This window comes from Streptomyces sp. NPDC051940, assembly GCF_040680895.1.
Classification (GTDB): domain Bacteria; phylum Actinomycetota; class Actinomycetes; order Streptomycetales; family Streptomycetaceae; genus Streptomyces.
Map to the genome: position 1 here is coordinate 1 of NZ_JBFAXR010000001.1, position 24,884 is coordinate 24,884.

Below are 24,884 nucleotides of genomic sequence, written 5' to 3' on the forward strand. Positions count from 1 at the left end.
TCTCGGTGAAGTAGCCCGTCAGCTGCTGGATGAGCGCGGCCAGCACGATGCCGATGACCACGGCCACCAGCGCGAGGATGCGCGGGTCGCCGTCGTGGTTCTGGATGGCCTCGTTGGCGCCGGCGAGCTCGCCGTAGGTGGCGGGCAGGTAGGCGTAGACCGCGCCGGCGACCAGCACCAGCGAGATCACCGCGGAGATGAAGAAGCCGCGGTTGATGGCCGTCATCCCGCTGCGGTCGCTGCGGCGCGGGGCCACGGCGAAGATGCCGACCATCGCGGTGAGTACGCCGATCGCGGGCACGATCAGCGGGAACGCCAGACCCGCGTCACCGAAGGCGACCTTGCCCAGGATGAGCGCGGCGACGAGCGTCACGGCGTACGACTCGAAGAGGTCGGCCGCCATGCCGGCGCAGTCGCCCACGTTGTCGCCGACGTTGTCGGCGATGGTCGCGGCGTTGCGCGGGTCGTCCTCGGGGATGCCCTGCTCGACCTTGCCGACCAGGTCGGCGCCGACGTCCGCGGCCTTGGTGAAGATGCCGCCGCCGACACGCATGAACATCGCGATCAGCGCGGCGCCGAGGCCGAAACCTTCCAGCACCTTGGGCGCGTCCGCGGCGTACACGAGCACGACGACCGCGGCGCCGAGCAGGCCGAGGCCGACGGTGAACATGCCGACCACGCCGCCCGTACGGAAGGCGATCTTCATGGCGTGGTGGCTGACCTCGGTGAGGTCCTTGGGCGCCTCGCCCTCACCGGGCGTCGCCTCACGGGCGGCGGCGGCGACACGGACGTTGGAGCGGACCGCGAGCCACATGCCGATGTAGCCCGTCGCGGCCGAGAAGACCGCGCCGATCAGGAAGAACAGCGAACGGCCGATGCGCTGGTTCCAGTCGTCGGCCGGTAGCAGCATCAGGAGGAAGAACACGACCACGGCGAAGACGCCGAGGGTTCGCAACTGCCTTGCCAGATACGCGTTCGCGCCTTCTTGCACCGCCGCGGCGATCTTCTTCATGCTGTCGGTTCCCTCGCTGTTCGCGAGGACCTGACGGACCAGAACCACGGCGACGGCGAGAGCAGCCACGGCGACGGCGGCGATGACCGCGACGATCGCTCTGTTGTCGCTGGTCAATACCGCGGCTGCGAGGTTCTGATCCTGTGCGAGTGGGGTGAAAGGCCCCGCCATTCGTCCTCCTTGACGTACGGCACATGGGCGTTGCGGCGATCCCGGCTCGGGGCCGGGGTTGGGCGGCCGCAGCGCTCAGGCGTCCTGAGCTGCAAGATGTGGACGGATTGTAGGGAGCAGTTCTAGATCAAAACAGGGCGCCAGAAGCGGAATTCGCCTTACGGCGGGATCAGGGCCGTACGGGGGGTCGGATAATTCCCTCGATCGGGGGACCCGTTGACGACGTTTCTGATCTTTTGCATCTGCGCAGACGTCGACGGTATTCGATCTTACGAATCGGGGAGAGCGCAGATCAGCGCTTGATCGAATTACGGGGAGAGATCAATTTCCCGCTTTGCGGGTGGGGGGTGGGGTGTCAGTGGTCGGCGATAGCCTGGAAGGGGCGTGGCCCCCGGGAGGGCGGGGACTGTGTACCGGGGGGCGGCGTGTTGTTGACGCGCGGTTCACCGGAGTGGCGGGGTGAGCGGGCGCCGTGTTGACGCCGGGCGCCGGCATCAGGGCGCGGCTCGCCGAGGTGTCGGGATGCTCACGGCGCGACGGATCCTGGCTCTGAGACGTCGCTCGTCGGTGTTTCGTCGAGGCCGGTGTGCGAAGGTGCCGGTCGTACGCCCCGATCCGTGCCGACCCCCGCCGCCGTTACGGCGTGACCGAGTCCGGCGTCGTCGGCCAGCTCATCCGGATCAGGCCCCCCGACTCACCGGAGGTGACCTCCACGTCGTCGACCAGGCCGCTGATCACCGCGAGGCCCATCTCGTCCTCGGCGTCGTCGCCGTTGTCACCCTCGTCGGCCGACGCGTCCGGATCGGGGTGCTGGCCCGCGGCCGTACGGGCGGCGGGCACGGGGCGGCGCGAGGCGTCGGCTGGGGCCCCGTCGCCGACCTCGATGGAGAACCTCTTCTCCTCCTCCGTCAGCACCACCCGCACCGGGCTGTCGACGCCGCTGCTCCGGTGCAGCCCCACCGCGCGGGAGCACGCCTCGCCCACCGCGAGCCGTACCTCGTCCAGCACGGCCTCGTCCACGCCGGCCCGGCGGGCGACCGCGGCCGCCACCAGGCGGGCGGTGCGCACATGCTCGGGCAGCGCGCTGAAACGCAGTTCGACGGTGGCCATGCCATCCCCTCTCATCACCCGGGGCTGCGGGACGGGGGCGTACGGGCCCATGAGACGGCCCGTACCCCGCACGTCGTCGTCTTCGCCGGTGTTACTGGATCCGCAGATTGCGTCCGGCGCGCGGCGCCCCGGCCAGCCGTCGCCGGGGGGCCGCGCGGACGCGGTCAGTCCTTGGCGTTGACCGCTTCGTCCACGGAGGTGTGGATCGGGAAGACCTTGGTCAGACCGGTGATTCGGAAGATCTTCAGAATGCGCTCCTGGTTGCAGACCAGCCGCAGCGAACCCTCGTGGGCGCGCACCCGCTTCAGGCCGCCGACCAGCACACCGAGACCGGTGGAGTCGAGGAAGTCGACGCCCTCCATGTCCACGACCAGGTGGTAACTGCCGTCGTTCACGAGCTCGACCAGCTGCTCACGCAGCTTGGGCGCGGTGTACACATCAATCTCGCCACCGACCTCGACGACCGTGCGGTCGCCGTCCGGGCCGGGAACGGTTCGAGTCGACAGGGACAGGTCCACGGATCCTCCAGCACCTTGCAGCGAGCGGCTGCCCTCAAGAGTTTGCTCGGCACCCGCGAAGGCATTCAATCACTACCGGGGAGAGCGCACGACGCCTTCGTGCCATTGTCCGCCGCACCGGTGACCCGCTGGTGCGAGACTCGGTGACGATGGACAACAGCAGTGAGAAGCAGGGCGTGCCGGGCAGAACGCACCCGCGCGCGGTCCTGGAGCGGCTGGCCGCCTTCTCCGACCGCCGCGGACGCATCACTCATACGGAGCACTTGCCCTCCCGGGCCGGAGCCCACTCCTCGTGGCCGGAGGGGATCCGGCCGGAGGTGGTGGCGGCGATCGAGGCGGCCGGGATCGAGCGCCCGTACGAGCACCAGGCCGCCGTGGCGTCGTACGCGCTGGCAGGCGAGTCGGCGGTGGTCGCGACGGGGACCGCGTCGGGGAAGTCCTTGGCGTACCTCGCGCCCGTGCTCAGCGCCGCGCTCGAGGGCTCCGAGGCGCCGAACGGGCGCGGGGCGACCGCGCTCTACCTCGCGCCGACGAAGGCCCTGGCCGCCGACCAGCTGCGGGCGCTGCGCGCGCTGGCGGAGCCGCTGGGCAAGGCGGTACGGCCGGCCGTGTACGACGGGGACACGCCGGTGGAGGAGCGGGAGTGGGTTCGGCTGTACGCGAACGTCGTCCTGACCAACCCCGACATGCTGCACCGCGGACTGCTCCCGGCACACCCGCGCTGGTCGACGTTCCTGCGGGCGCTGCGGTACGTCGTGATCGACGAGTGCCACACGTACCGGGGCGTCTTCGGCTCGCACGTCGCGCAGGTGCTGCGGCGGCTGCGGCGGGTGTGCGCGCGGTACGGGGCGTCGCCGGTGTTCCTGCTGGCGTCGGCGACGGCCGCCTCGCCGGGGGAGTCGGCCGGACGGCTGACGGGGATCGAGGTCCGGGAGGTCACCGAGGACGCGTCGCCGCGCGGGGAGATGGTCTTCGCGCTGTGGGAGCCGCCGCTGACCGAGCTGCACGGGGAGCGGGGCGCGCCGGTGCGGCGGACGGCCGTGGCGGAGACGGCGGACCTGCTGACGGATCTGGCGGTGGCGGGTGTGCGGACGGTGGCGTTCGTACGGTCGCGGCGCGGGTCGGAGCTGATCTCCCTCATTGCCCAGGAACGGCTGGCGGAGGTGGACAAGTCCCTCGCGGGGCGGGTCGCTGCGTACCGCGGGGGCTATCTGGCGGAGGAGCGGCGTGCGCTGGAGGCGGCGCTGCATTCGGGTGAACTGCTCGGGCTGGCGGCCACGACGGCGCTGGAGCTGGGCGTGGACGTGTCGGGGCTGGACGCGGTGCTGCTGGCCGGCTACCCGGGCACACGGGCGTCGCTGTGGCAGCAGGCGGGCCGGGCTGGGCGCGGCGGGCAGGGGGCGCTGGCGGTGCTGGTGGCGCGGGACGATCCGCTGGACACGTATCTGGTCCACCATCCGGAGGCCCTCTTCCGCCGTCCGGTGGAATCCACGGTGCTGGACCCGGACAACCCGTACGTGCTGGCCCCGCACCTGTGCGCGGCGGCGGCGGAGATCCCGCTGACCGCCGACGAGCTCGCCCTGTTCGGGCCGTCGGCGCCGGAGCTGATGCCGTCGCTGGAGCGGCGCGGGCTGCTGCGGCGCCGGGGCCCGCGGCAGCAGGGTGCGTGGCACTGGACGCGGCGGGAGCGGGCGGCCGACCTGGCGGACATCCGGGGCGGCGGGGGCCGGCCGGTGGACGTGGTGGAGGACGGCACGGGGCGGCTGCTGGGCACGGTGGACGCCGGCTCGGCGCACACGACGGTGCACGAGGGCGCGGTGCATCTGCACCAGGGCCGGACGTACGTGGTGCGGGAGCTGGACCTGGAGGACGGGGTGGCCCTGGTGGTCCAGGAGAACCCCGCGTACACGACGACGGCACGGGACACGACGGCCGTGTCGATCCTGGAGACGGACCGGGAAGTGCCGTGGGGCGACGGCCGGTTGTGCTTCGGCTCGGTGGAGGTCACGAACCAGGTGGTGTCGTACCTCAAGCGCCGCGCCCTCACCGGCGAGGTGATGGGCGAGGTCAAGCTGGACCTGCCGCCGCGGACGCTGCGGACGCGGGCGGTGTGGTGGACGGTGACGGAGGACCAGCTCGACGCGGCGTCGATCGCCCCGGAGGAGCTGGGCGGCGCGCTGCACGCCGCCGAACATGCCTCGATCGGCATGCTGCCGCTGTTCGCCACGTGCGACCGCTGGGACATCGGCGGCGTCTCGGTCCCGCTGCACGCGGACACGCTGCTGCCGACGGTGTTCGTCTACGACGGCCACCCCGGCGGCGCCGGCTTCGCCGAACGCGCCTTCGCCGCGGCCCGCGAGTGGCTGACGGCCACGCGCGAGGCCATCAGGTCCTGCGAATGCGAATCGGGCTGCCCGTCCTGCGTCCAGTCCCCGAAGTGCGGCAACGGCAACGACCCCCTGGACAAGGCGGCGGCGGTACGCCTGCTGGGCGAGCTGCTCCGCGGGGCGGACGCCTCGTAGCCCCGGCGCGGGGCGGGCGCAGGCACACGCGTCGCCCGCCCTCGGGCGGCCACCGTCCCGCGCCCGCACTGCCTCCGCTCCGCAGGGCGTCACCCCTCAGCGCCCGGGCCGGCGCGGGCCCGGACCTCGCTCACGAACGGGCCCGCCCGCACACGGGCCACCAGGTCGGACACCTCACCCGTGACCGTGCAGCGTGCCAGGATCGCGTGCTGGGCCGCCGCGACGCGACGGGCGGCGGCGCAGGCGGCCCCGGGGCCATAGACCGCCTCGTCGGAAGCCGCCAGGGCCGCCAAGTCCGCGGCGGCGCCGGCCCGGTGCCGCGCCTGCACCACCTGGGCCATCGCCAGCAGCGCCACAAACACCGCACACAGCGCCGCGCACGCGACCGCCGTCCAGACGGTCGCCGCCCCGCGGTCGTCCCGCCAGGCCGCCGGCGAACGGCGGTCCTCATACGGTCTCCTCGGCAAGGGCCACCGCCTCCCCCCGCAGCGTGAGGCCGAGCGGGCCGGGGCCCGGGGCGGAGGCGGTGACGCGGACCCGGACGAGGTCCCCCTCCCGGGTCACCGCCACCGCCGCCCTCCGGGGCGCCGCGGACCGGGCCGCCGCCACCGCCGTGGCCTGCGGCTCGCCCCTGGCCGCCGCGCGTGCGCCGGCCCGCGCGGCGTCCACGCACTGGATCTGGGCGCAGGCGGCCATGAGGCCCCACAGCAGGCCCATGGCCACCAGCACCAGCGCCGGTATCGCCACCGCCGCCTCCGCCGTCACGAACCCGGCGTCCGGTCCGTCGCCGCGACACCGTCCCGCTGGCGGCCAACACCCCTTGCGTGATGCGCCCCGACGCCTCCGAGCGCCCTCAGAACGGGACATCGAGCGCCCGTTCCACGATCCCCTGCAGCGCACCGCTCACCGCGCCCGAGGTGACGACCTTGTAGAGCACCGCGGCGAACGCCACCGCGGCGATCGTCCCGACCGCGTACTCCGATGTCGTCATCCCCCGGTCGTCGTCGGCGAGCCGGCGAAGCTTGGCCAGAAATGTACGGAACATGATGATCCCCCTTCGTCGGTCTTCGTTCGTCGAACTTCCAAGCCGCCGGGCCGTCGAGGGCCGCCGAGCGCCCGAGCGCCAGGCGAGCGCCAAAGGGCCGTCCCGCCGTCGAGCGCCCACCCCGACCTCAGCCGCCCATCAGCCCCGTCGCCAGGCCCAGCACCACCGGCGCCACCCCGACGGCCAGGAACGCGGGCAGAAAGCACAGCCCGAGCGGCCCCGTGACCAGCACCGACGCCCGTCGGGCACGGGCGGCGGCGGTGCGTGCGCGCTCCGCGCGGCACTCCTCGGCCAGCCGGGACACCGCCTCCACCACCGGCACCCCGGTGTACGCGGACTGCTCCAGGCACACGGCCAGCCCGTCCGCCCCCGGCAGCGCAGCGAGCCCGCGCCAGGCGTCCCGGGGATCGCCGCCCAGGGCCAACTCGGCGGCCCCGTGGGCCAGCTCGTCCGCCACCGCCCCGTCGAGCGAACGACCCACTTCCCTGGCCGCCTCCCGAGGACCGGCCCCCGCCGCCAGACACGCCGCAAGCAGATCGGCGGCAAGCGGCAGTTCACCGACCCCCCTGTGGGCGGGCGGCTCGGCCGGGCGGCGCGCCCACCGCCATATGCCGTAGCCCGCGGCGAGTCCCACCACGCAGCCGGCCACCGCCCCCAGCAGGATGGGCCCCGCGACCACGCACACCACCGGCGCCCCGACCCGAACCGTCCACGGCCGACGCCCGGCACCGCCCGCAGGAGAGCGGACACGCCGAACACCCCGATCCGACCCGCCGGACCGCGGTGCGCGACCACCGCGCCCCAGAGCGAAGACCCCGCCCCGATCCGCCCGCCCCAGGTCCGGCGCCCCCAGCCGACAGGCCCGCCGTCTCCCCGTCCGGCCACGCCGCGCCGCGACGGCCACGTCCGCGACGCACGCCATCGCCGCCAGCACCGCCGACACTGTCCACAGGCTGTGGATCATTCCGCACCCCGCACGATCCGTGCCGTCCACGCCAGCCCGGCCCACTCCAGCACCCCGCCCAGAGCCAGGCATCCCAGCCCCGCCGGCGTGTGGAGGAGGACGTGCAGCGGGTCCGCGCCGATCGCGCTGCCGATGAGCAGGCCGATCAGCGGCAGCGCGGCCAGCAGCAGCGCCGTGGAGCGTGGCCCCGCCAGCTCGGCGCGCAGCTCGTCGCGCCGGCGGCGTTCCGCCCGCAGGGCGCCCGCCACCCGGTCCAGGCCGTCCGCCAGCCCCGCGCCGCCGTCGGCCGCCACCTGCCAGCACGCCGCCACGCCCCTGAGCCCCTCCGCGCCCGGCGCCCGGGCGGCGCGCCGCAGGGCGGCGGCCACGTCGCCGCCGAAACGGGCCGCCGCCAGCACCTCGACGCCCGCGGCCCGGCCCGCCGGGGCAGCCGCCAGCAGCGCCTCGTTCGGCTGCTTTCCCGCCCGCAGCCCGCCGACCACCGCCGTGCACAGACCGATCACGTTGTCGCCCCGGGCGTCCTCCGCACGCGCCCGCCGCCGCGCCGCGAGCCGGCGCCCCACCAGCGGCACCGCCACCGCACCGGCGGCCAACGGCAGCCAGGAGTCGCCCAGTACGGCGAGCACGGCGCCCAGCGGCACGCATCCCAGCTCCGGCCGCCCCCGCACCCGGTCCGCCACCCCGTCTGCCAGCGCCCGTAACCGCCCCGGCCCGCAGGCCCCGGGTCCACCCAGCATCCGCCGCGCCCGGCCCGCCGCGGACGGCGCCGCCGTCACCACCCACGCGGCCATCCCGGCACACGCGGCAGCGGGCAAGGCCGGGTAGGCCACCGCAAGTTGCACGCTCATCATCCCTCCCTCATCACACGTCCAGCCGCCACTCAGATCCCGCACAACTCCGCCAACCGCCCCCACCCCGGCCCCCGTACGAAACCCTCCGGCGACCACACCGCCGCCGGCACCGTCGTCACCAGCCCCGCGGCATCGCGCGACAGGACGTGGATCTCCGCGATCCGGCGCGCCCCCTCCCGGTCGCGCACCAGGTGCACCAGCACCGACAAGGCCGCCGCCAACTGACTGTGCAGAGCGCCCCGGTCGAGGCCCGCGACCGCGCCCAGGGCCTCCAGCCGCGCGGGGACGTCCGACGCGGCGTTCGCGTGGACCGTGCCGCAACCGCCCTCGTGGCCGGTGTTGAGGGCCGCGAGGAGGTCGAGGACCTCGCTGCCCCTGACCTCGCCCACGACCAGCCGGTCCGGACGCATCCGCAGCGCCTGGCGCACCAGGTCCTGCAGGGTGACCACGCCGCGGCCCTCCTGGTTGGCCGGGCGGGTCTCCAGCCGCACCACATGGGGGTGCGCGGGGCGCAGCTCCGCCGACTCCTCGGCCAGCACGAGCCGTTCGTCCGGCGGGACCATGCTGAGCAGGGCGGCGAGCAGGGTCGTCTTGCCCGTCCCCGTACCGCCGCTGATCAGGAAGGAGAGCCGTGCCGCGACCAGCGCCCGCAGCAGCTCCTCGCCGCCCGGCGGCACCGTCCCGGCCGCCGACAGCTCGGCGAGGCTGAACGCCCGTGGCCGCACGACCCGCAGCGACAGGCACGCCGACTCCACCGCGACCGGCGGCAGCACCGCGTGCAACCGGGTGCCGTCCGGCAGCCGCGCGTCCACCCAGGGCCGCGCGTCGTCGAGCCGGCGGCCCGCCACGGCGGCGAGGCGCTGCGCGAGCCGCCGTACCGCGTCGGCGTCGGGGAAGCGCACCGCGGTGCGCTCGATGCCCCGGCCCCGGTCGATCCACACCTCGTCGGGCCCGGTGACCAGCACGTCCGTGACGTCCGGCGAGGCGAGCAGCGGCTCCAGCGGACCCGTGCCGACCATCTCCGAGCGCAGCGCGCCCACCACCCCCAGCACCTCGGTGTCGCCGAGCAGCCGTCCCTCGTCCCGCAGCGCCCGCGCCACCCGGGCGGGCGTCGGCTCGGCGCCGGTCCGCGCGAGCCGCAGCCGCACGGCGTCCAGCAGCCCCGTGTCCACGCTCACGCCGCCGCCCCCCGCTCCCCCGGCCGGGCCCGCTCCCAGAAGGCACCGCAGAACCGGGCCAGCGGACCGCCCGGACGGCTCCCCGGGGGCGCGCCCCCGTCCAGGCGCTCCAGCAGTCCGTGCTCCACCGGCAGCTCGCCGGCCAGCGGCAGCCGCAGCAGCGCGGCGACCTCCTCGTCGCTCAGCGCGGGACGCCCCCGGGCGAAGCTGTCGCGCACCACCACCCGCAGATCCGGCAGCAGCATCCCCGCCGCGGCCGCCACCCGGTGCGCCGCGGCCACCGCGCGCAGCTCGGCCGGCACGACGAGCAGCCCGAGATCCAGCTGGCCCAGCGCCTCCGCCACGACCTCGTCGATCCGGCGCGGCAGGTCCACGACCACCACCCCGCCCCGCCGCCGCGCCGCGGCCAGCACCGACCGCATCGCCTCGGGACGCACGGCCGCCGACGATCCCCGGTCCCAGCTCAGCACCCGCAGCCGGTGCAGCTCGGGCAGGGCGTCGGCCAGCGCGCCACCCGCGATCCGGCCTTGCGAGCGGGCGAAGGCCGGCCAGCGCAGGCCCTGGGCGGACTCCCCACCCAGCAGTACGTCGAGCCCGCCGCCGAGCGGATCGGCATCGACGAGCATGGTCCGCTCCCCGGTCCGCGCCGCCGTCACCGCCAGCGCGCACGCCAGCGTCGACGCACCCGCCCCGCCGCAGCCGCCGAGCACCCCGACGGCGAACGCCTGGGCGCCCGCCCCCTCCGCCGCATCGGCGATCCGCTCCACCAGCCAGCCCTCGGCGTCGGGAAGAAAGAGGACATGGTCCGCCCCCAGCTCCACCGCCCGCTGCCAGATCCCGGAGTCGTCGAGGTCCCGCCCGACGAGCAGCACCCCGTCCCGCCGCGGGCGGCCGCGCAGCCGCACCGCCCGGTCGTCGCCGACGAGCACCAGGCCCGCTCCGCCCCAGTCGGCGACCGGTGGATCCGCCGCCACCTCCGGCCGCGCCCCCGCCGCGGCGCACAGCCGCAGCAGATCGTCGAGCAGCTCCGGATCCTCCGTGACGACGAGCACCCGCCCGCCCCCACCGTCGGAGCCCTTGCCCCCGTCCTCCGGCGCACCGGCTTCCTCACCGGTCCGCCCTGTCCCGCGAATCCTCATCCCGAACGCCCCTCCCGGCCCGTGGCGCCCTTGCGCCGCGCACTTCGCCGCAGCGGCGCGCTTCGCCGCACACGACGGGAATCACGTTGCCGACCGGCCGGGAATATTGCGGATCTTGGACGAAAACGGTGGACAACTCCGAGCCTGTGGAGAATTCCCTCACTCGTTTGGGTGAGAACCGGGCCTCGGACGCAACGGTCACGCTCGGTGACGTGTCTCAGAGCACAGAAGGCGCCCAAGGGGGCTGCGAGGAGGGGAGTGGCCCACGGGGCGCCGACCGGAGAAAATGTTTCCGGACATGCGACGACCCCCGCCGGGGGGGAGAGCGGGGGTCGTCCCCACGGCCGACTCGGGGGGGGAGGAGCCGGACCGGGTTAGCACGGTCGCGAACGATCCGTGACTTCCATGGTGTACCCGACAGCCTTCTAAGGCAAACCCACACGCCACAGCTTACGCCGAATGGTGGGCCCTTATGCTCGCTGTTGTGGGAAACCAGTCGCTGCCCCGGACAGCTGCCTTCTTCGACCTGGACAAGACGGTCATTGCGAAGTCCAGCACACTGACCTTCAGCAAGTCCTTCTATCAAGGAGGGCTGATCAATCGGCGGGCCGTACTGCGGTCCGCCTACTCGCAGTTCGTCTATCTGCTCGGCGGCGCCGACCACGAGCAGACCGAACGTATGCGCGCCTACCTCACCTCGCTCTGCCGCGGCTGGGACGTGGCCACGGTGCGGGAGATCGTCGCCGAGACCCTGCACGAGCTGATCGACCCGATCATCTACGACGAGGCCGCCTCGCTCATCGAGGAGCACCACCTCGCCGGCCGCGACGTCGTCATCGTCAGCACCTCCGGTTCGGAGGTGGTCGAGCCGATCGGCGAACTGCTGGGGGCGGACCGCGCCATCGCCACCCGTCTGGTCATCGAGGACGGCCGCTACACCGGCGAGATCGACTACTACGCCTACGGCCCGGCCAAGGCGGAGGCCATCCGGCAGCTGGCCGAGGCCGAGGGGTACGACCTGAAGCGGTGTTACGCCTACAGCGATTCGGTGACGGACGTGCCGATGCTGGAGGCCGTCGGCCATCCGTGCGCGGTCAACCCCGACAAGGGGCTGCGCCGTGAAGCGGCGGCGCGCGAGTGGCCCGTGCTCACGTTCTCGCGTCCGGTGCGGCTGAAGCAGCGGGTGCCGCAGTTCGCGATGCCCTCGCGCCCCGTGCTGCTGGCCACCGCCGCCGGGGTGGCGGCAGCGACCGCGGCCGGGATCGTCTGGTACGCGTCGCGCCGACGCCCCCGCCCCGTCTGACCCGCCGGACACCCGCCCCGTCCGACCCGGCGGACGACTGCCCCCGCCCCCTCCGACCCGCCGGGCATCGCACCCGCCCCGCCCGACCCGTCGCGCGATTGCCCTCGCTTGTCGGTATTTGCACGTAAAAGTAAAGAACCGGGCCCCCGGCTTCCGCTTCCACCTCAACCGGAGTACAAAGGACTTACGGCCCGCGAGACCGGGGCATCCGAGAGGATCACCCATTGAGCGGCCCCACGGACCGAATGTATGGACGCCGAGAACCCACGCGACGCCGACCCCTCGATTAGGGGCCAGCCACACCAGGCAAAAGGACTGCAGAGCTCCGGCCTGATGGGCATACATCGAGCACGCACTGGTACCCCGGCCGACATGCCAGCGGCGGCGCCCGAAGAGGACGCCGCCGCAACTCTGTTCAGCCGCCGGCCGCTACGCCGCCCCCCGCTGCAGCGCCTCGCACACCGCCGCGCTCTCCCGCGCACCCAGCTCCACGGCCCGCCCGCAGTGCGCGATCCACGCGGCGACCCCGGCGGGCGTCCCGCTCACGTAACCGGCCAGCCCCTCCTCGTACGACGAGGACAGCTCCGCGTGTCCGACCTCCGCCGGGCAGATGCCCTTCGGGTCCAGACCGCTGCCGATGAGCACCAACCGCTCCGCGGCGCGCGCGATCAGCCCGTTGTACGACGTGAAGGGGCGCAGTGCGAGCAGCTCGCCGTGCACCACGGCGGCCTGCGCCAGGGCCGGCGCCTCCGAGCCGGCGACGATCAGCCCGGCCAGCGCGTCCAGCCGCGCGGAGACCTCGTCGGCGGACGGCAGCGGCGGCTCACCGGCGGAGTCGGGGGCGACGGCCTCACCGGCCAGTCGCGGGCGGCCCACGGACTCCTCGTCCGTTCCGCACGCGACGACGTGCAGCCGCGCCAGCACCCGCAGCGGCGACTGCCGCCATACGCCGAGGAGCTGACCGACCTCCGCGTTCAGCCGCAACGCCGCGCCGACCACCCGGGGCTCCCCGGGGGCCGCGAAGTCGGTTCGCCGGCGGACCTCTTCCAGACCCCAGTCCGCGCCTGACAGCGCGGCGGAGGCGCGCGCCCCGCGCAGGGCCGCCTCGGCGGACACCTCGGTGGAGCGCCGCCGCATCACCCGGTGTCCGTACACGCGGTCCACAGCGGTGCGGACGGCGTCCACCGCCGCGGGAACTCCGTCGAGTCCGGCGAGAGCGGCCAGGGGATCGGTCCGGCCCACAGAAGAGGTGCTCATAACGAGGAGCCTACGCATCCCGGCCGACGGCGGAGCAACCCGATGGGGTGGACTTCCGCACACCGCTGCCCCACCCTCCGTCACCGTTCATCTACCGTTAGTGAACATGAAGATCGCTTTCGTGGGGAAGGGCGGCAGCGGCAAGACCACGCTCTCCTCCCTGTTCATCCGTCATCTCGCCGCCCAGGGCCGTCCGGTGCTCGCCATCGACGCCGACATCAACCAGCATCTGGGCGTCGCGCTCGGACTGGACGAGGAAGAGGCCGCCGCCCTGCCCGCGATGGGCGCGCACCTCCCGCTGATCAAGGACTATCTGCGCGGCACGAACCCGCGGATCGCCTCCGCCGACACGATGATCAAGACCACGCCGCCCGGCGAGGGCTCGCGGCTCCTGCGCGTCGACGAGGACAACCCCGTCTACCGGGCCTGCGCCCGCCCCGTCGACCTGGACGGCCACCCCGCGCGGCTGATGGTCACCGGCCCCTTCACCGAGGCGGATCTGGGGGTGGCCTGCTACCACTCCAAGACGGGCGCGGTGGAGCTGTGCCTGAACCACATGACCGACGGCCGCGACGAGTACGCGGTCGTCGACATGACCGCCGGCAGCGACTCCTTCGCGTCGGGCATGTTCACGCGCTTCGACGTGACGTTCCTGGTGGCCGAGCCGACGCGCAAGGGGGTGGCGGTCTACCGGCAGTACAAGGAGTACGCCCGGGACTACGACATCGCGCTGCACGTCGTCGGCAACAAGGTCGAGGGGGAGGACGACGTCGCGTTCCTGCGGGAGGCCGTCGGCGGTGACCTGCTGGCGACGGTCGGCCGCTCGGACTGGGTGCGCAGTACGGAGAAGGGCAACCGGCCCTCCTTCGACCTGCTGGAGGAGCCCGCCCGGCAGGCGCTGGGCACGCTGCGGCGGACGGCGGACGCGGCGTACGCGCGGCGGGACTGGGGCCGTTATCGGCAGCAGATGGTGCACTTCCATCTGCGCAACGCCGAGAGCTGGGCGAACGCGAAGACCGGGGTCGATCTGGCGACCCAGATCGACCCCGGTTTCACACCGGCGAACGCCAGCCCTCAGCCGGCGTAGGGAACCCTCAGTCCCCCGCCAGCCCTCAGCCGGCGTAGGGAATCCTCAGTCCCCCGCCGGCCGCAGCCGCCCGTGGAAGACCGCCGCCTCCGCCTTCCGGGGCGCGCTCTTCCCGGGCTTGCCGTCGTTCGCCGCCGCGAGATACTCCGCCCAGCCGCCCTCCGGCGCCTGCCCGACGTCGAGCCCGCGCAGCTTCGCCAGGACGGCGGGGTCCTGGGCGTCGAGCCAGTCGGTCAGCTGCCGGAAGGAGACGCAGCGGACTTCCGTCCGGCGGCAGACGGTGCGAATGGTGTGCTCGATGGCGCGCATATACGCGCCGCCGTTCCAGCTCTCGAAGTGGTTGCCGACGACGAGCGGCGCGCGGTTGCCGTTGTAGGCGCGCTCGAATCCGGCGAGGAGGCCGTCGCGCATCTGCCGTTCGTACGCCGCGTGCTGCTCGGCGGGGGCGTGGGCGGAGCCGGACTGGTTGGCCATGAAGTTGTAGTCCATGCTGACGACTTCGAAGCTGCGGCCGGGGAACGGCACCATCTGCAGGGACAGATCCCAGATGCCGTGCCGCTTCGAAGGCCAGACCTGGCTGTTGACCCCGCTGGAGTCATAGCGGAAGCCCATGTCCTTTGCGGCGGTCATCAGGTTCTTCTGGCCCTCGAGGCAGGGTGCGCGGCCGCCGATGAGCTCGCGTTCGTAGTCGAAGGGCAGCGGTTCGGCGTTCTTCCAGCCGGTGTTCGTCTTCCATTGCCGGACGAACTGCTTGGCCTGCTGGATCTCGCTCTTCCACTGGTCGACGGTCCAGCTCGCGACGCCCGTCGGGCCGCAGAAGTGGCCGTTGAAGTGGGTGCCGATCTCGCTGCCGTCCTCCCAGGCCAGACGCACCTGCTCCAGCGTGGCGCGGACCTGGTCGGGCGGCAGGTAGCCGATGTCGGAGGAGCCGCGCGGATGCCCGGGCGGCTGGTAGTTCATGCGCTTGTCCTCGGGCAGGACGTAGACGCCGCTGACGAAGTACGTCATCGCGGCGTTGTTCTCGCGCGCCACCTCGCGGAAGTGACTGAAGAGCTTCTGGCCGTCCTCTCCGGCGCCGTCCCAGGAGAAGACGACGAACTGCGGCGGCCGCTGACCGGGCGCCAGCTTCGCGGCCCTCGGCTGGTGGGGCTGGCGGCCGGTGTACGCGGTCGAGCCGTCCCCGATGAGCCGCATCGGCCGGCTTCCCGCCGCCTTGAGGCTTCCCGCCGCCTTGGCATCCGCCCGGCCGTTTCCGTCGCCGTCCGTCGAGCAGCCGACGACAGAGGCGCTCACCGCCGCCGCGGCGCACAGGCCGATCGCCGCTCTCCATGTTCTGTACAAGGCGCTCCCTCTTCCTGGGTGCCACCGCCCGCGGCGGCCCCGACCCGAATGGCTTAAATGCGGGACCCGGATTGACCGGCCCCGCGAAAGAGGGATAACCAGGAATTCCGATTATTCAGCTCCATTCACTCGATAGATGGACCTACTGAGCCAGACGGCCGAAAAACTCTGGCGACCTCTTTACCGGGCATTACGATTCATTTACCGAGCCTTGAGAGTCACCAGACCGTTACGCACCGTGACTGATCGCCCGTCCCGCGAGGGGCGGCCCGTCCCCTCCGAGGAGACGCCAGCCATGCCTGCCCGACGCCGCCTTCGACTCGCGGACCTGTCCGCCTCGATCACCGTCTTCCTGATCGCGCTGCCCCTGTCGCTGGGCATCGCGCTCGCCACCGGCGCCCCGCTCCAGGCGGGTCTGGTCGCCGCCGCGATCGGCGGGCTGGTGGCCGGCCGCTTCGGCGGCGCCCCACTGCAGATCAGCGGCCCCACCGCGAGCCTGACGGTGGTCACGGCCGATCTGATCCACCTCTACGGCTGGCGCACGACCTGCGCCGTCACCGCCATCGCGGGCCTCGCCCAGCTGGTACTCGGCCGGCTGCGGGTGGCGCGCTCGGCGCTGGCCGTCAGTCCGTCGATCGTGCACGGCATGCTGGCCGGGATCGGCGTCATCATCGCCATCGCCCAGCTGCACATCGTGCTGGGCGGCCGGCCGCAGAGCTCGCCCGTCGCCAACACCCTCGCCCTGCCGGGGCAGTTGGCGGACCTGCATCCCGCCTCGCTGTCGGTGAGCCTGCTCGTCATCGCCGTACTGCTGCTGTGGCCGCGGCTGCCGGGCCGGGCCGGGCGGTGGCTGCGGACCGTGCCCGCCGCGCTGGCGGCGGTGGGGGTGGCGACCGTGCTGTCGGTGGCGCTGGGGCTGTCGGTGCCGCGGGTGGAGCTGCCGTCGTGGAGCTCGCACGCGCTCGCGGGGCTGCCGCAGGGGCCCGTACTGGGCCTCATGGCCGCGGTGCTCACCGTGACGCTGGTGGCGAGCGTGGAGTCGCTGCTGTCCGCCGTGGCCCTGGACAAGCAGGTGGCGGCCCGCCCGGACGGCGGCGAGGTCGCGAAGGCCGACCTGGACAAGGAGCTGCGCGGACAGGGCCTGGCCAATGTGACGTCCGGTCTGCTCGGCGGGCTGCCCGTCGCCGGGGTCGCCATCCGCAGCGCCGCCAACTGCCGTACGGGAGCGGTCTCCCGCACCTCCGCGATCCTGCACGGCACCTGGGTGCTGCTCGCGGCCCTGCTGCTGGCCGGGGTGCTGAAGTACATCCCGCTCGCCGCGCTCGCCGCGCTGGTGATGGTCGTCGGCGTGCAGATGGTGAAGATCAGCCATGTGCGGACGGTGCGCAAGCACCGCGAGTTGCTGGTGTACGCGACGACGCTCGCCGGCGTCGTCCTCTTCGGCGTCCTGCAGGGTGTCGCCCTGGGCATCGCGGTGGCCGCCGCGGTGGCGCTGCACCGGGTGGCCCGGACCCGCGTCACCGTCGAGGAGCTGGGCGGCGTGTGGCATGTGCGGGCACGCGGCCAGCTGACGTTCCTCGCCGTGCCGCGGCTGTCGCGCGCGCTGGCACAGGTGCCGGCCGGGGAGCCGGCGGTCGTGGAGCTGACCGGCTCCTTCATGGACCACGCCGCCTACGAGGCGCTGCAGGAGTGGCGCACGGGCCATCTGTCGCGCGGCGGTACGGCGACGCTGACGGCGGGTGCCGGACGGCGGCTGGTCAGCGGCCGGCTGTCCGCCGAGAGCGGACACAGCTGCCGCCCGTGGATCCCCTGGCACAACCACGCCTGCGTCCAGCCCGCGGGCACCGGGCGGCCGGAGGCCGCGCACAAGCTGCTGAACGGTGTGAGCAACTTCCAGCGCGCCACCGCCCCCCTCGTCCGCGAGGAGCTGGCGCGGCTGGCGCGCGAGGGACAGCGGCCCGGCCACCTCTTCCTCACCTGCGCGGACTCGCGGCTGGTGACCAGCATGATCACCTCCAGTGGCCCGGGTGATCTGTTCACCGTCCGCAACGTCGGCAACCTCGTCCCGCTGCCCGGCGCGGAGGACTCCGTCGCGGCCGCGATCGAGTACGCCGTGGAGGTCCTGCGCGTCGAGTCGATCACCGTGTGCGGGCATTCGGGCTGCGGGGCGATGCAGGCGCTCCTCGGCTCCCCGCACGGGAGCGCGGCGGACACCCCGCTGCAGCGGTGGCTGCGCCACGGCCGGCCCAGCCTCGCCCGTACGGGCCCGCGCATCGCCCACCGTCCGCACACGGACGAGGTGGAGGCGCTGAGCCTGGCGAACGTCGTCCAGCAGCTGAACCACCTGCTGGCACACGCCTGCGTGGCCCGCGCGGTGGCCGCGGGGCGGCTGTCGCTGCACGGCATGTACTTCCACGTCGGCGAGGCCCAGGCGTACGTCCTGGAGGCGCCCGCGGGCGAGTTCCGGGCGGTCGGCCCGGAGCCCGCGGTACGGCCCGCGGTGGAGCCGCTGCACGAGGCGGCGGTGTGAGCACCACCGCCCCGTGCGCGGGGGCTGCCGGCCACCCCCGGGCCGACCGCCGCCCCGTGCCGGACGGCCGCTAGCCGATCGGCTTCGCGTCCTTGTCCACCGGGCCGGGCAGTGTCGACAGGCCGGCGACCGGGTTGCAGGCTTCGGCCTTCCCCTCGATGCCGTAGAGGGTCGACGCCTGGTACGCGCCGTCGGCCCGCACGTTGTTCTCGATCGCCAGGGTGTCTCCGCGGTCGAGGGTGATCCGCCAGTCGGGTCCCTCCATGCGCTCCGGCTGGATCTGCTCACCGCGCGGTCGCTCGCACGCCTCGTCCAGGGCCAGCGAGTCGATGCTCACCCGTACGCCCTCCGCGCGCAGCCGTTCGGCCAGCTCCTTCTGCCGGGAGGCGGACAGCGTCAGGTCGTCGACCGTGACCGTGACGCTGCCGTCCGGGTTCTTCTCCACCGCGAACGCCTGCGACGTACCCGGCGCCCCCGGCACCATCACCGCGGCCACCGCCGCCGCCGTCGCCATCCCCGCCGCGAGTGCCAGCCGCGGCACGGTGACGATCCTGCGGCGCGCCGGCGCCGGCGCGGGTTCCCGCAGCTCGATCTCCCGCTTCAGCTCGCCCAGCAGCCGGTCCTCGAATGTCGCCTTCATGCCCTCTCCCCTGTCCCCGTGACGAGTGTCTCCGTGATGAGCGCCGCCACCGGCGCCCTGTGATCTGTACGCCCGGCTTCCACGCCCTCCGCCGCGCCGCGCAGCGTCTTGCGCGCCCGGTGCAGCCGCACCCGGGCGGTGACCTGGCGGATGCCGAGGGCGGCCGCGGCCTCCGCGGGCGTGAGCTGGTCGACGGTGATCAGCTCCAGCAGGGCGCGCTCGCCCTCCGGGAGCACCGCGAGCGCCTCGAGGGCGCGGCGGCCCGGGGCCTCCGCGTCCAACTGCTCCTCCAGCCGCGCGATGTCGTCCTCGTCGAGCAGCCGCCGCCCCGCGACCCGTGCGCCCAGCGCCGCCTGGCGGGCCGTGCGTCTGGCCTCCGCGGAGACGACGTTGCGCGCGATGCCGTACAGCCAGCCCGTCTCGCTGCCGAGGCCGGGGCGGTAGGTGTGCCCGGAGTCGATGGCCGCGAGGAAGACCTCCGCCGTCAGGTCCGCCACCGTGTGCGGATCCGCGACACGCCGGGCCACGAAGCGGGTGACCGCGTCGAAGTGCCGCCGGTAGAACTCCTCGAAGAGCTCCGGGTCGCGGGCCGCGGCCGCGGGCCCGCCCCTGTTGCGTATGCCGCCGGTCAACGTCGTGCCTCCCGTCGTCGGTGCTGCCTTTCACGTGTACTTGGCGCCGAAGGGGAGAGGCGTTACACAAGGCCACGACAAGAGGTCTAAACCAATTTATCCACAACCCCTTGTCAGAGGCCATCCTCGCCTGATGAGCTAAGCCCCGGGACACAACGGACACCCCTGGATGAGGGAGCAGTCGTGAGCAACGAGAGCCTGGCCAACCTCCTGAAGGAGGAGCGCCGCTTCGCACCGCCGGCGGATCTGGCGGCAGCCGCCAACGTGACCGCGGACGCGTACGCGCAGGCCGCGTCGGACCGGCTGGGCTTCTGGGCCGAGCAGGCCCGGCGGCTGAGCTGGGCCGTCGAGCCGACCGAGACGCTGGACTGGTCGAACCCGCCCTTCGCGAAGTGGTTCAAGGACGGCAAGCTGAACGTCGCGTACAACTGCGTGGACCGGCACGTCGAGGCCGGCCACGGCGACCGGGTCGCCATCCACTTCGAGGGCGAGCCCGGCGACAGCCGCTCGATCACGTACGCCGAGCTGCAGCGCGAGGTCGCCAAGGCCGCCAACGCGCTGACCGAACTGGGCGTGGGCAAGGGCGACCGGGTCGCCATCTACATGCCGATGATCCCCGAGACGGTGGTCTCGATGCTCGCGTGCGCGCGCCTGGGCGCCCCGCACTCGGTCGTCTTCGGCGGTTTCTCCGCCGACGCGCTGGCCGCCCGCATCGCGGACGCCGACGCGCACGTCGTCATCACCGCGGACGGCGGCTACCGCCGCGGCAAGCCGTCCGCCCTCAAGCCCGCCGTGGACGATGCCGCCGACCGCTCCGACCGGGTGCGCAAGGTGCTCGTCGTCCGCCGTACGGGCCAGGACGTCGCGTGGAACGACGAGCGGGACGTGTGGTGGCACGACATCGTCGACCGCCAGGCCGACACCCACACCCCCGAGGCCCACGACGCGGAGCACCCGCTCTTCATCCTCTACACGTCCGGTACGACGGGTAAGCCGAAGGGCATCCTGCACACCACGGGCGGCTATCTGACCCAGGCGTCCTACACCCACCACGCCGTCTTCGACCTCAAGCCCGAGACGGACGTCTTCTGGTGCACGGCCGACGTCGGCTGGGTGACCGGCCACTCGTACATCGTCTACGGCCCGCTCTCCAACGGCGCCACCCAGGTGCTCTACGAGGGCACCCCGGACACCCCGCACCAGGGCCGCTGGTGGGAGGTCATCGCCAAGTACGGCGTGACGATCTTCTACACCGCCCCGACCGCGATCCGCGCCTGCATGAAGTGGGGCGACGAGATCCCCGCCAAGTTCGACCTGTCGAGCCTGCGGCTGCTGGGCTCGGTGGGCGAGCCGATCAACCCCGAGGCGTGGATCTGGTACCGCAAGCACATCGGCGCGGACGCCACCCCGATCGTGGACACCTGGTGGCAGACGGAGACCGGCGCCATCATGATCTCCCCGCTGCCGGGCGTGACGGAGACCAAGCCGGGCTCCGCGCAGATCCCGCTGCCGGGCATCGCCGCGACCGTCGTGGACGACGACGCCAACGAGGTGCCCAACGGCTCCGGCGGCTATCTGGTGCTCACCGAGCCGTGGCCGTCGATGCTGCGCACCATCTGGGGCGACGACCAGCGCTACAAGGACACCTACTGGGCGCGCTTCGAGGGCAAGTACTTCGCCGGCGACGGCGCCAAGAAGGACGACGACGGCGACATCTGGCTGCTGGGCCGGGTCGACGACGTGATGCTGGTGTCCGGCCACAACATCTCCACCACCGAGGTCGAGTCCGCGCTGGTCTCGCACCCGAAGGTGGCCGAGGCGGCGGTCGTCGGCGCGACCGACCCGCAGACCACGCAGGCGATCGTCGCCTTCGTCATCCTGCGCGGCGGCGCGTCGGAGGACGACGGCCTGGTCGAGGAGCTGCGCGCGCACGTCGCCAAGGCGCTCGGCCCGATCGCCAAGCCCAAGCGGATCCTGCCGGTGGCCGAGCTGCCGAAGACCCGCTCCGGCAAGATCATGCGCCGCCTGCTGCGGGACGTCGCGGAGAACCGGGCGGTCGGCGACGTCACGACGCTGGCGGACTCGACGGTCATGGACCTGATCTCGGCCAAGCTGCCGTCGGCGGCCTCCGAGGACTAGGAGCCTCCGGCCGGTACGCACGAACCGAGGGGGTCCGGGGGTACCGCCCCGGGACCCCCTCGGAGCAGGCCGGTCGCCGGCAGCCGGTCGCGCTCACCGGCGGAGCCGAGGGCCGCAGCCACACGAAGGGGCGCTCCCGCGCTGCGGGGGTGCCCCTTTGCTCCTTAATGTGATCTCCAGAACGGTCAACCGGGCGCCGTGTAGGGTGTAGCGAGAGCGTAAAGAAGCAGCAAAGGGCGCGCCGGGAAGTCTGGTCGGCACACGTCATCCGTGTGACCAGCCGACCACGACATCCAGGAGGCTCCACAGTGGCCGCGCCCACGCAGCACCCCGAGTTCCTCGGCGACGCGCCGCTCAAGGAGCGCCGCTTCATAGCCGACGCCCTGCGCACGGAGACCGTCGGCGGTGTACTGCTCCTCCTGGCCGCGGTCGCCGCGCTGATCCTCGCCAACTCCGCCGCCGGCGACTGGTACGCGGACGTCAAGAGCTTCAAAATCGGCCCGAGCGCCCTCGGCCTGCACATCGACATCTCCACCTGGGCCAAGGACGGCCTGCTGGCCGTCTTCTTCTTCGTCGCCGGCATCGAGCTCAAACGCGAACTGGTCGCCGGCGAGCTGCGCGACCCCCGGGCCGCCGCCCTCCCCGTCATCGCCGCGGTCTGCGGCATGGCCGTCCCGGCGGTCGTCTACGTCGTGACCAACACCGCGGGCGGCGGCGACCTCGGCGGCTGGGCCATCCCCACCGCCACGGACATCGCCTTCGCCCTCGCCGTACTCGCGGTCATCGGCAGCTCGCTGCCCGCGGCCCTGCGGGCGTTCCTGCTGACGCTCGCGGTCGTCGACGACCTCTTCGCGATCCTCATCATCGCGGTCTTCTTCACCTCGACCATCAACTTCGGCGCGCTCGCCCTGTCCCTCGCCGGCCTCGCGCTGTTCTGGTTCCTGCACCGCAGGAACGTGCACGGCTGGTACATCTACGTACCGCTGGCGCTGGTCATCTGGACCCTGATGCACGAGAGCGGCGTCCACGCCACGGTCGCCGGCGTGGCCATGGGCCTGATGCTGCGGGTCACCACCGAGCCCGGCGAGGAGCAGTCGCCCGGCGAGCACATCGAGCATCTGGTCCGCCCGCTCTCCGCGGGCCTGGCGGTGCCCGCCTTCGCGTTCTTCGCCGCCGGCGTCTCCATCAACGCCGAGGCACTGGCCGACGTCTTCACCAACCCCGAGCCGCTCGGCGTGGTCCTCGGCCTCTTCCTCGGCAAGACGATCGGCATCTTCGGCGGCGCCTGGCTGGCGGCGCGCTTCACCAGTGCGACGCTCAACGAGGCCCTCGACTGGGAGGACGTGCTCGCCGTGGCCACCCTGGCGGGCATCGGCTTCACGGTCTCCCTGCTCATCAGCGAGCTGGCCTTCGAGGACGACGCGGCGCTGGCCGACCAGACCAAGGCCGCGGTCCTGGTGGGCTCCGTCATATCCGCGCTCGTCGCGTGCGTGCTGCTCAAATGGCGTAACGCCCGCTACCGGCGGCTCGTCGAACTCGAGGAGCTCGACGAGGATATGGACGGCATCCCGGACATGTACGAACAGAACAATCCCGAGTACCACCTGCGGATGGTGGCGATCTACGAGGCAAAGGCCGCCGAGCACCGCAAGTGGTTGGAAACGCACCCTGGCGCCCACAAGGACGGCAGTGCACGGCATGATGTGTAGCCCTACCGGGCCGTAAGGAAGAGGGATCGAAACGATGGGTGCCCCTGCCGACGAGCACGTGGAGCGCAGCCTCGGCCAGCTGGTGGCCGGCGCCACCGCCGATATGAGCGCGCTGATCCACGACGAGATCGCCCTGGCCAAGGCCGAGCTGCGCGAGGACGTCAAGAAGGCCGGCATCGGCAGCGCGGCCACCGTCGCCGGCGGCGCCCTGGTCCTCTTCGGCATCCCGGTGCTGAGCTTCGCCGGCGCGTACGGGCTGCACGAGGCCGGTATCTGGCTGTGGGCGTCGTTCCTGATCGTCTTCGGCGTCCACGTACTGCTGGGGGCGATCGTCGCGCTCGTCGGCGTACGGTTCTTCAAGAAGGTCAACAAGCCGGAGAAGACGATCGCCTCGGTGCAGGAAACCGTCCACGTGTTCTCAGGGGTACGTCCGGGTGGGCGTCGTCCTGAGGAGGGGCGCGTGTCCTCCGACGGTGTGAAACCCTCGGCCTCATGACGGTCCCACCGAGCGGGGGCTCCCAGATCGTGAAGCCCGAGGGCCCCTGGACGCACCGCGACGTCGCCGCGAACGGCGCCCGGTTCCACATCGCCGAGATGGGCGACGGCCCGCTGGTACTCCTGCTGCACGGGTTCCCGCAGTTCTGGTGGACCTGGCGGCACCAGCTGCCCGCCCTGGCCGAGGCCGGCTACCGCGCCGTCGCGATGGACCTGCGCGGTATCGGCGGCAGCGACCGCACCCCGCGCGGTTACGACCCGGCGAACCTCGCGCTCGACGTCACCGGTGTGATCCGCTCCCTGGGGGAGCCGGACGCCGCGCTGGTGGGCCACGATCTGGGCGGCTACCTCGCCTGGACCGCGGCCGTGATGCGGCCCAAGCTGGTCCGCCGGCTGGCGGTCGTGTCGATGCCGCATCCGCGGCGCTGGCGCTCGTCGCTGCTGGGTGACCGGCGGCAGACCACGGCCAGCTCGTACATCTGGGGCTTCCAGCGGCCGTGGCTGCCGGAGCGGCAGCTCGTCGCGGACGACGCGGCGCTCGTGGGCCGGCTGATCCGCGACTGGTCCGGCCCCAGCATGCCGGACGACAAGGCCGTGCACACCTACCGCCAGGCCATGCTGATCCCGTCCACCGCGCACTGCTCCGTCGAGCCGTACCGCTGGCTGGTGCGCTCCCTCGCCCGGCCGGACGGGGTGCAGTTCAACCGGCGGATGAGGCGGCCGGTCCGGGTGCCGACCCTGCACCTGCACGGCTCACTCGATCCGGTGATGCGCACGCGCAGCGCGGCGGGCTCCGGCGAGTACGTCGAAGCGCCGTACCGCTGGCGGCTGTACGACGGACTCGGCCACTTCCCGCACGAGGAGGACCCGGCCGCGTTCTCCGCGGACCTGGTGAACTGGCTGCGCGATCCCGAACCGGACCGCTGAGGGCCCCGACCGCGTAGGACGCGCGCGCCCTCAGACGACGCCGCGCGTATGCCGCAGTCGCGCGCTGACCCAGCGCGCCCGGCGGCGGATGATGCGCGGAATGCCCAACTGTCCGGCGAAGGAACCCCCGGAACCGTCGGGGATGCTCCGGTGCCCCGCGCCGTGGTGCGCGCCGCCCCGGGACGTTCCTGCACCTACGTCGTTGTAGTCATGCGTCCAGCCCATACCCCGGAGACTGCCCAGGCCCCGGCGGGAGTACACCCCGCCGGGACCCTCAATCGGCCTAGGCGCCCCGCATATGTCCGTTCGACGAA

Annotated in this window: 23 protein-coding genes; 8 read left to right on the top strand and 15 right to left on the bottom strand. The window is 73.0% G+C overall.

The annotated features are described in order from the left end of the window. From AB0M28_RS00005 to AB0M28_RS00015, 3 genes are all read right to left on the bottom strand, one after another. On the bottom strand, window positions 1-1,183 hold a 1,183-nt coding region (locus tag AB0M28_RS00005), incomplete at its 3' end, for a sodium/proton-translocating pyrophosphatase (protein ID WP_365395042.1). 636 nt (window positions 1,184-1,819) lie between these two features. Further along, entirely contained in the window at window positions 1,820-2,293 is a 474-nt protein-coding gene (locus tag AB0M28_RS00010; protein ID WP_365395045.1) for an ATP-binding protein, read from the bottom strand. Between the two features lie 164 nt (window positions 2,294-2,457). Next, window positions 2,458-2,811, bottom strand: coding sequence for an STAS domain-containing protein (locus AB0M28_RS00015; RefSeq protein WP_323379017.1), 354 nt, complete (start codon window positions 2,809-2,811; stop codon window positions 2,458-2,460). 149 nt (window positions 2,812-2,960) lie between these two features. On the opposite strand from AB0M28_RS00015, the gene AB0M28_RS00020 reads away from it, so the two are divergent. Further along, window positions 2,961-5,333, top strand: coding sequence for a DEAD/DEAH box helicase (locus tag AB0M28_RS00020; protein WP_365395049.1), 2,373 nt, complete (start codon window positions 2,961-2,963; stop codon window positions 5,331-5,333). An 89-nt stretch (window positions 5,334-5,422) separates the two neighbouring features. On the opposite strand, the gene AB0M28_RS00025 is transcribed toward AB0M28_RS00020, so the two are convergent. From AB0M28_RS00025 to ssd, 7 genes are all read right to left on the bottom strand, one after another. Continuing rightward, window positions 5,423-5,800, bottom strand: a complete 378-nt coding sequence (locus AB0M28_RS00025) for an Rv3654c family TadE-like protein (RefSeq protein WP_365395052.1) — start codon at window positions 5,798-5,800, stop codon at window positions 5,423-5,425. Next, a complete protein-coding gene (locus AB0M28_RS00030; protein ID WP_365395055.1) occupies window positions 5,781-6,200 on the bottom strand; it encodes a TadE family type IV pilus minor pilin in 420 nt (139 codons plus the stop codon). Before AB0M28_RS00030 ends, AB0M28_RS00025 begins: the two co-directional genes overlap by 20 nt. Then, a complete protein-coding gene (locus AB0M28_RS00035; protein WP_365395058.1) occupies window positions 6,187-6,378 on the bottom strand; it encodes a DUF4244 domain-containing protein in 192 nt (63 codons plus the stop codon). The genes AB0M28_RS00030 and AB0M28_RS00035 overlap by 14 nt, the downstream gene beginning before the upstream one ends. 127 nt (window positions 6,379-6,505) lie before the next feature. Beyond that, window positions 6,506-7,057, bottom strand: coding sequence for a type II secretion system F family protein (locus AB0M28_RS00040; RefSeq protein ID WP_365395061.1), 552 nt, complete (start codon window positions 7,055-7,057; stop codon window positions 6,506-6,508). Between the two features lie 281 nt (window positions 7,058-7,338). Next, window positions 7,339-8,133: a type II secretion system F family protein gene (locus tag AB0M28_RS00045; RefSeq protein WP_365395631.1), complete on the bottom strand. Its 795-nt coding sequence runs from the start codon at window positions 8,131-8,133 to the stop codon at window positions 7,339-7,341. An 89-nt stretch (window positions 8,134-8,222) separates the two neighbouring features. Continuing rightward, entirely contained in the window at window positions 8,223-9,365 is a 1,143-nt protein-coding gene (locus AB0M28_RS00050) for a TadA family conjugal transfer-associated ATPase (protein WP_365395634.1), read from the bottom strand. Window positions 9,366-9,367: 2 nt separating this feature from the next. Beyond that, complete coding sequence (gene ssd, locus AB0M28_RS00055; RefSeq protein ID WP_365395064.1) at window positions 9,368-10,510, bottom strand: septum site-determining protein Ssd; 1,143 nt, start codon at window positions 10,508-10,510, stop codon at window positions 9,368-9,370. 472 nt (window positions 10,511-10,982) lie between these two features. Between ssd and AB0M28_RS00060 the strand changes: the two genes are divergently transcribed. After that, window positions 10,983-11,813 (top strand): HAD family hydrolase, encoded by an 831-nt coding sequence (locus AB0M28_RS00060; RefSeq protein ID WP_365395067.1) that lies wholly within the window; start codon window positions 10,983-10,985, stop codon window positions 11,811-11,813. A 429-nt stretch (window positions 11,814-12,242) separates the two neighbouring features. On the opposite strand, the gene AB0M28_RS00065 is transcribed toward AB0M28_RS00060, so the two are convergent. Next, complete coding sequence (locus AB0M28_RS00065) at window positions 12,243-13,070, bottom strand: oxidoreductase (RefSeq protein ID WP_365395070.1); 828 nt, start codon at window positions 13,068-13,070, stop codon at window positions 12,243-12,245. Window positions 13,071-13,176: 106 nt separating this feature from the next. Here AB0M28_RS00065 and AB0M28_RS00070 point away from each other — a divergent pair, with 106 nt between their 5' ends. After that, window positions 13,177-14,157, top strand: coding sequence for an AAA family ATPase (locus AB0M28_RS00070; RefSeq protein ID WP_365395073.1), 981 nt, complete (start codon window positions 13,177-13,179; stop codon window positions 14,155-14,157). 45 nt (window positions 14,158-14,202) lie between these two features. Here the strand turns inward: AB0M28_RS00070 and AB0M28_RS00075 are convergent, their stop codons facing one another. Next, window positions 14,203-15,351: a hypothetical protein gene (locus AB0M28_RS00075; protein ID WP_365395637.1), complete on the bottom strand. Its 1,149-nt coding sequence runs from the start codon at window positions 15,349-15,351 to the stop codon at window positions 14,203-14,205. Between the two features lie 442 nt (window positions 15,352-15,793). Between AB0M28_RS00075 and AB0M28_RS00080 the strand changes: the two genes are divergently transcribed. Beyond that, window positions 15,794-18,028 carry a bifunctional SulP family inorganic anion transporter/carbonic anhydrase gene (locus AB0M28_RS00080; RefSeq protein WP_365395076.1) on the top strand — a complete coding sequence of 745 codons (2,235 nt, stop codon included), beginning with the start codon at window positions 15,794-15,796 and terminating at the stop codon, window positions 18,026-18,028. Between the two features lie 70 nt (window positions 18,029-18,098). On the opposite strand, the gene AB0M28_RS00085 is transcribed toward AB0M28_RS00080, so the two are convergent. Together AB0M28_RS00085 and AB0M28_RS00090 are read right to left on the bottom strand one after the other, a co-directional pair. Further along, the gene (locus AB0M28_RS00085; protein WP_365395078.1) at window positions 18,099-18,668 is read right to left on the bottom strand and encodes a hypothetical protein; all 570 of its coding nucleotides are present in this window, start codon (window positions 18,666-18,668) and stop codon (window positions 18,099-18,101) included. Next, window positions 18,665-19,300: a sigma-70 family RNA polymerase sigma factor gene (locus AB0M28_RS00090; RefSeq protein WP_365395081.1), complete on the bottom strand. Its 636-nt coding sequence runs from the start codon at window positions 19,298-19,300 to the stop codon at window positions 18,665-18,667. The genes AB0M28_RS00085 and AB0M28_RS00090 overlap by 4 nt, the downstream gene beginning before the upstream one ends. A 183-nt stretch (window positions 19,301-19,483) precedes the next feature. Here AB0M28_RS00090 and acs point away from each other — a divergent pair, with 183 nt between their 5' ends. From acs to AB0M28_RS00110, 4 genes are all read left to right on the top strand, one after another. Beyond that, window positions 19,484-21,439 carry an acetate--CoA ligase gene (gene acs / locus AB0M28_RS00095; RefSeq protein ID WP_365395084.1) on the top strand — a complete coding sequence of 652 codons (1,956 nt, stop codon included), beginning with the start codon at window positions 19,484-19,486 and terminating at the stop codon, window positions 21,437-21,439. 308 nt (window positions 21,440-21,747) lie between these two features. Then, window positions 21,748-23,148, top strand: a complete 1,401-nt coding sequence (gene nhaA, locus AB0M28_RS00100; protein ID WP_365395087.1) for a Na+/H+ antiporter NhaA — start codon at window positions 21,748-21,750, stop codon at window positions 23,146-23,148. 34 nt (window positions 23,149-23,182) lie between these two features. After that, the gene (locus tag AB0M28_RS00105) at window positions 23,183-23,644 is read left to right on the top strand and encodes a phage holin family protein (protein ID WP_365395090.1); all 462 of its coding nucleotides are present in this window, start codon (window positions 23,183-23,185) and stop codon (window positions 23,642-23,644) included. Next, a complete protein-coding gene (locus AB0M28_RS00110) occupies window positions 23,641-24,570 on the top strand; it encodes an alpha/beta hydrolase (RefSeq protein WP_365395093.1) in 930 nt (309 codons plus the stop codon). The genes AB0M28_RS00105 and AB0M28_RS00110 overlap by 4 nt, the downstream gene beginning before the upstream one ends. Window positions 24,571-24,600: 30 nt before the next feature. Here AB0M28_RS00110 and AB0M28_RS00115 read toward each other — a convergent pair whose 3' ends face one another. Then, window positions 24,601-24,795, bottom strand: a complete 195-nt coding sequence (locus AB0M28_RS00115; RefSeq protein WP_365395096.1) for a hypothetical protein — start codon at window positions 24,793-24,795, stop codon at window positions 24,601-24,603. Window positions 24,796-24,884 lie beyond the last annotated feature (89 nt).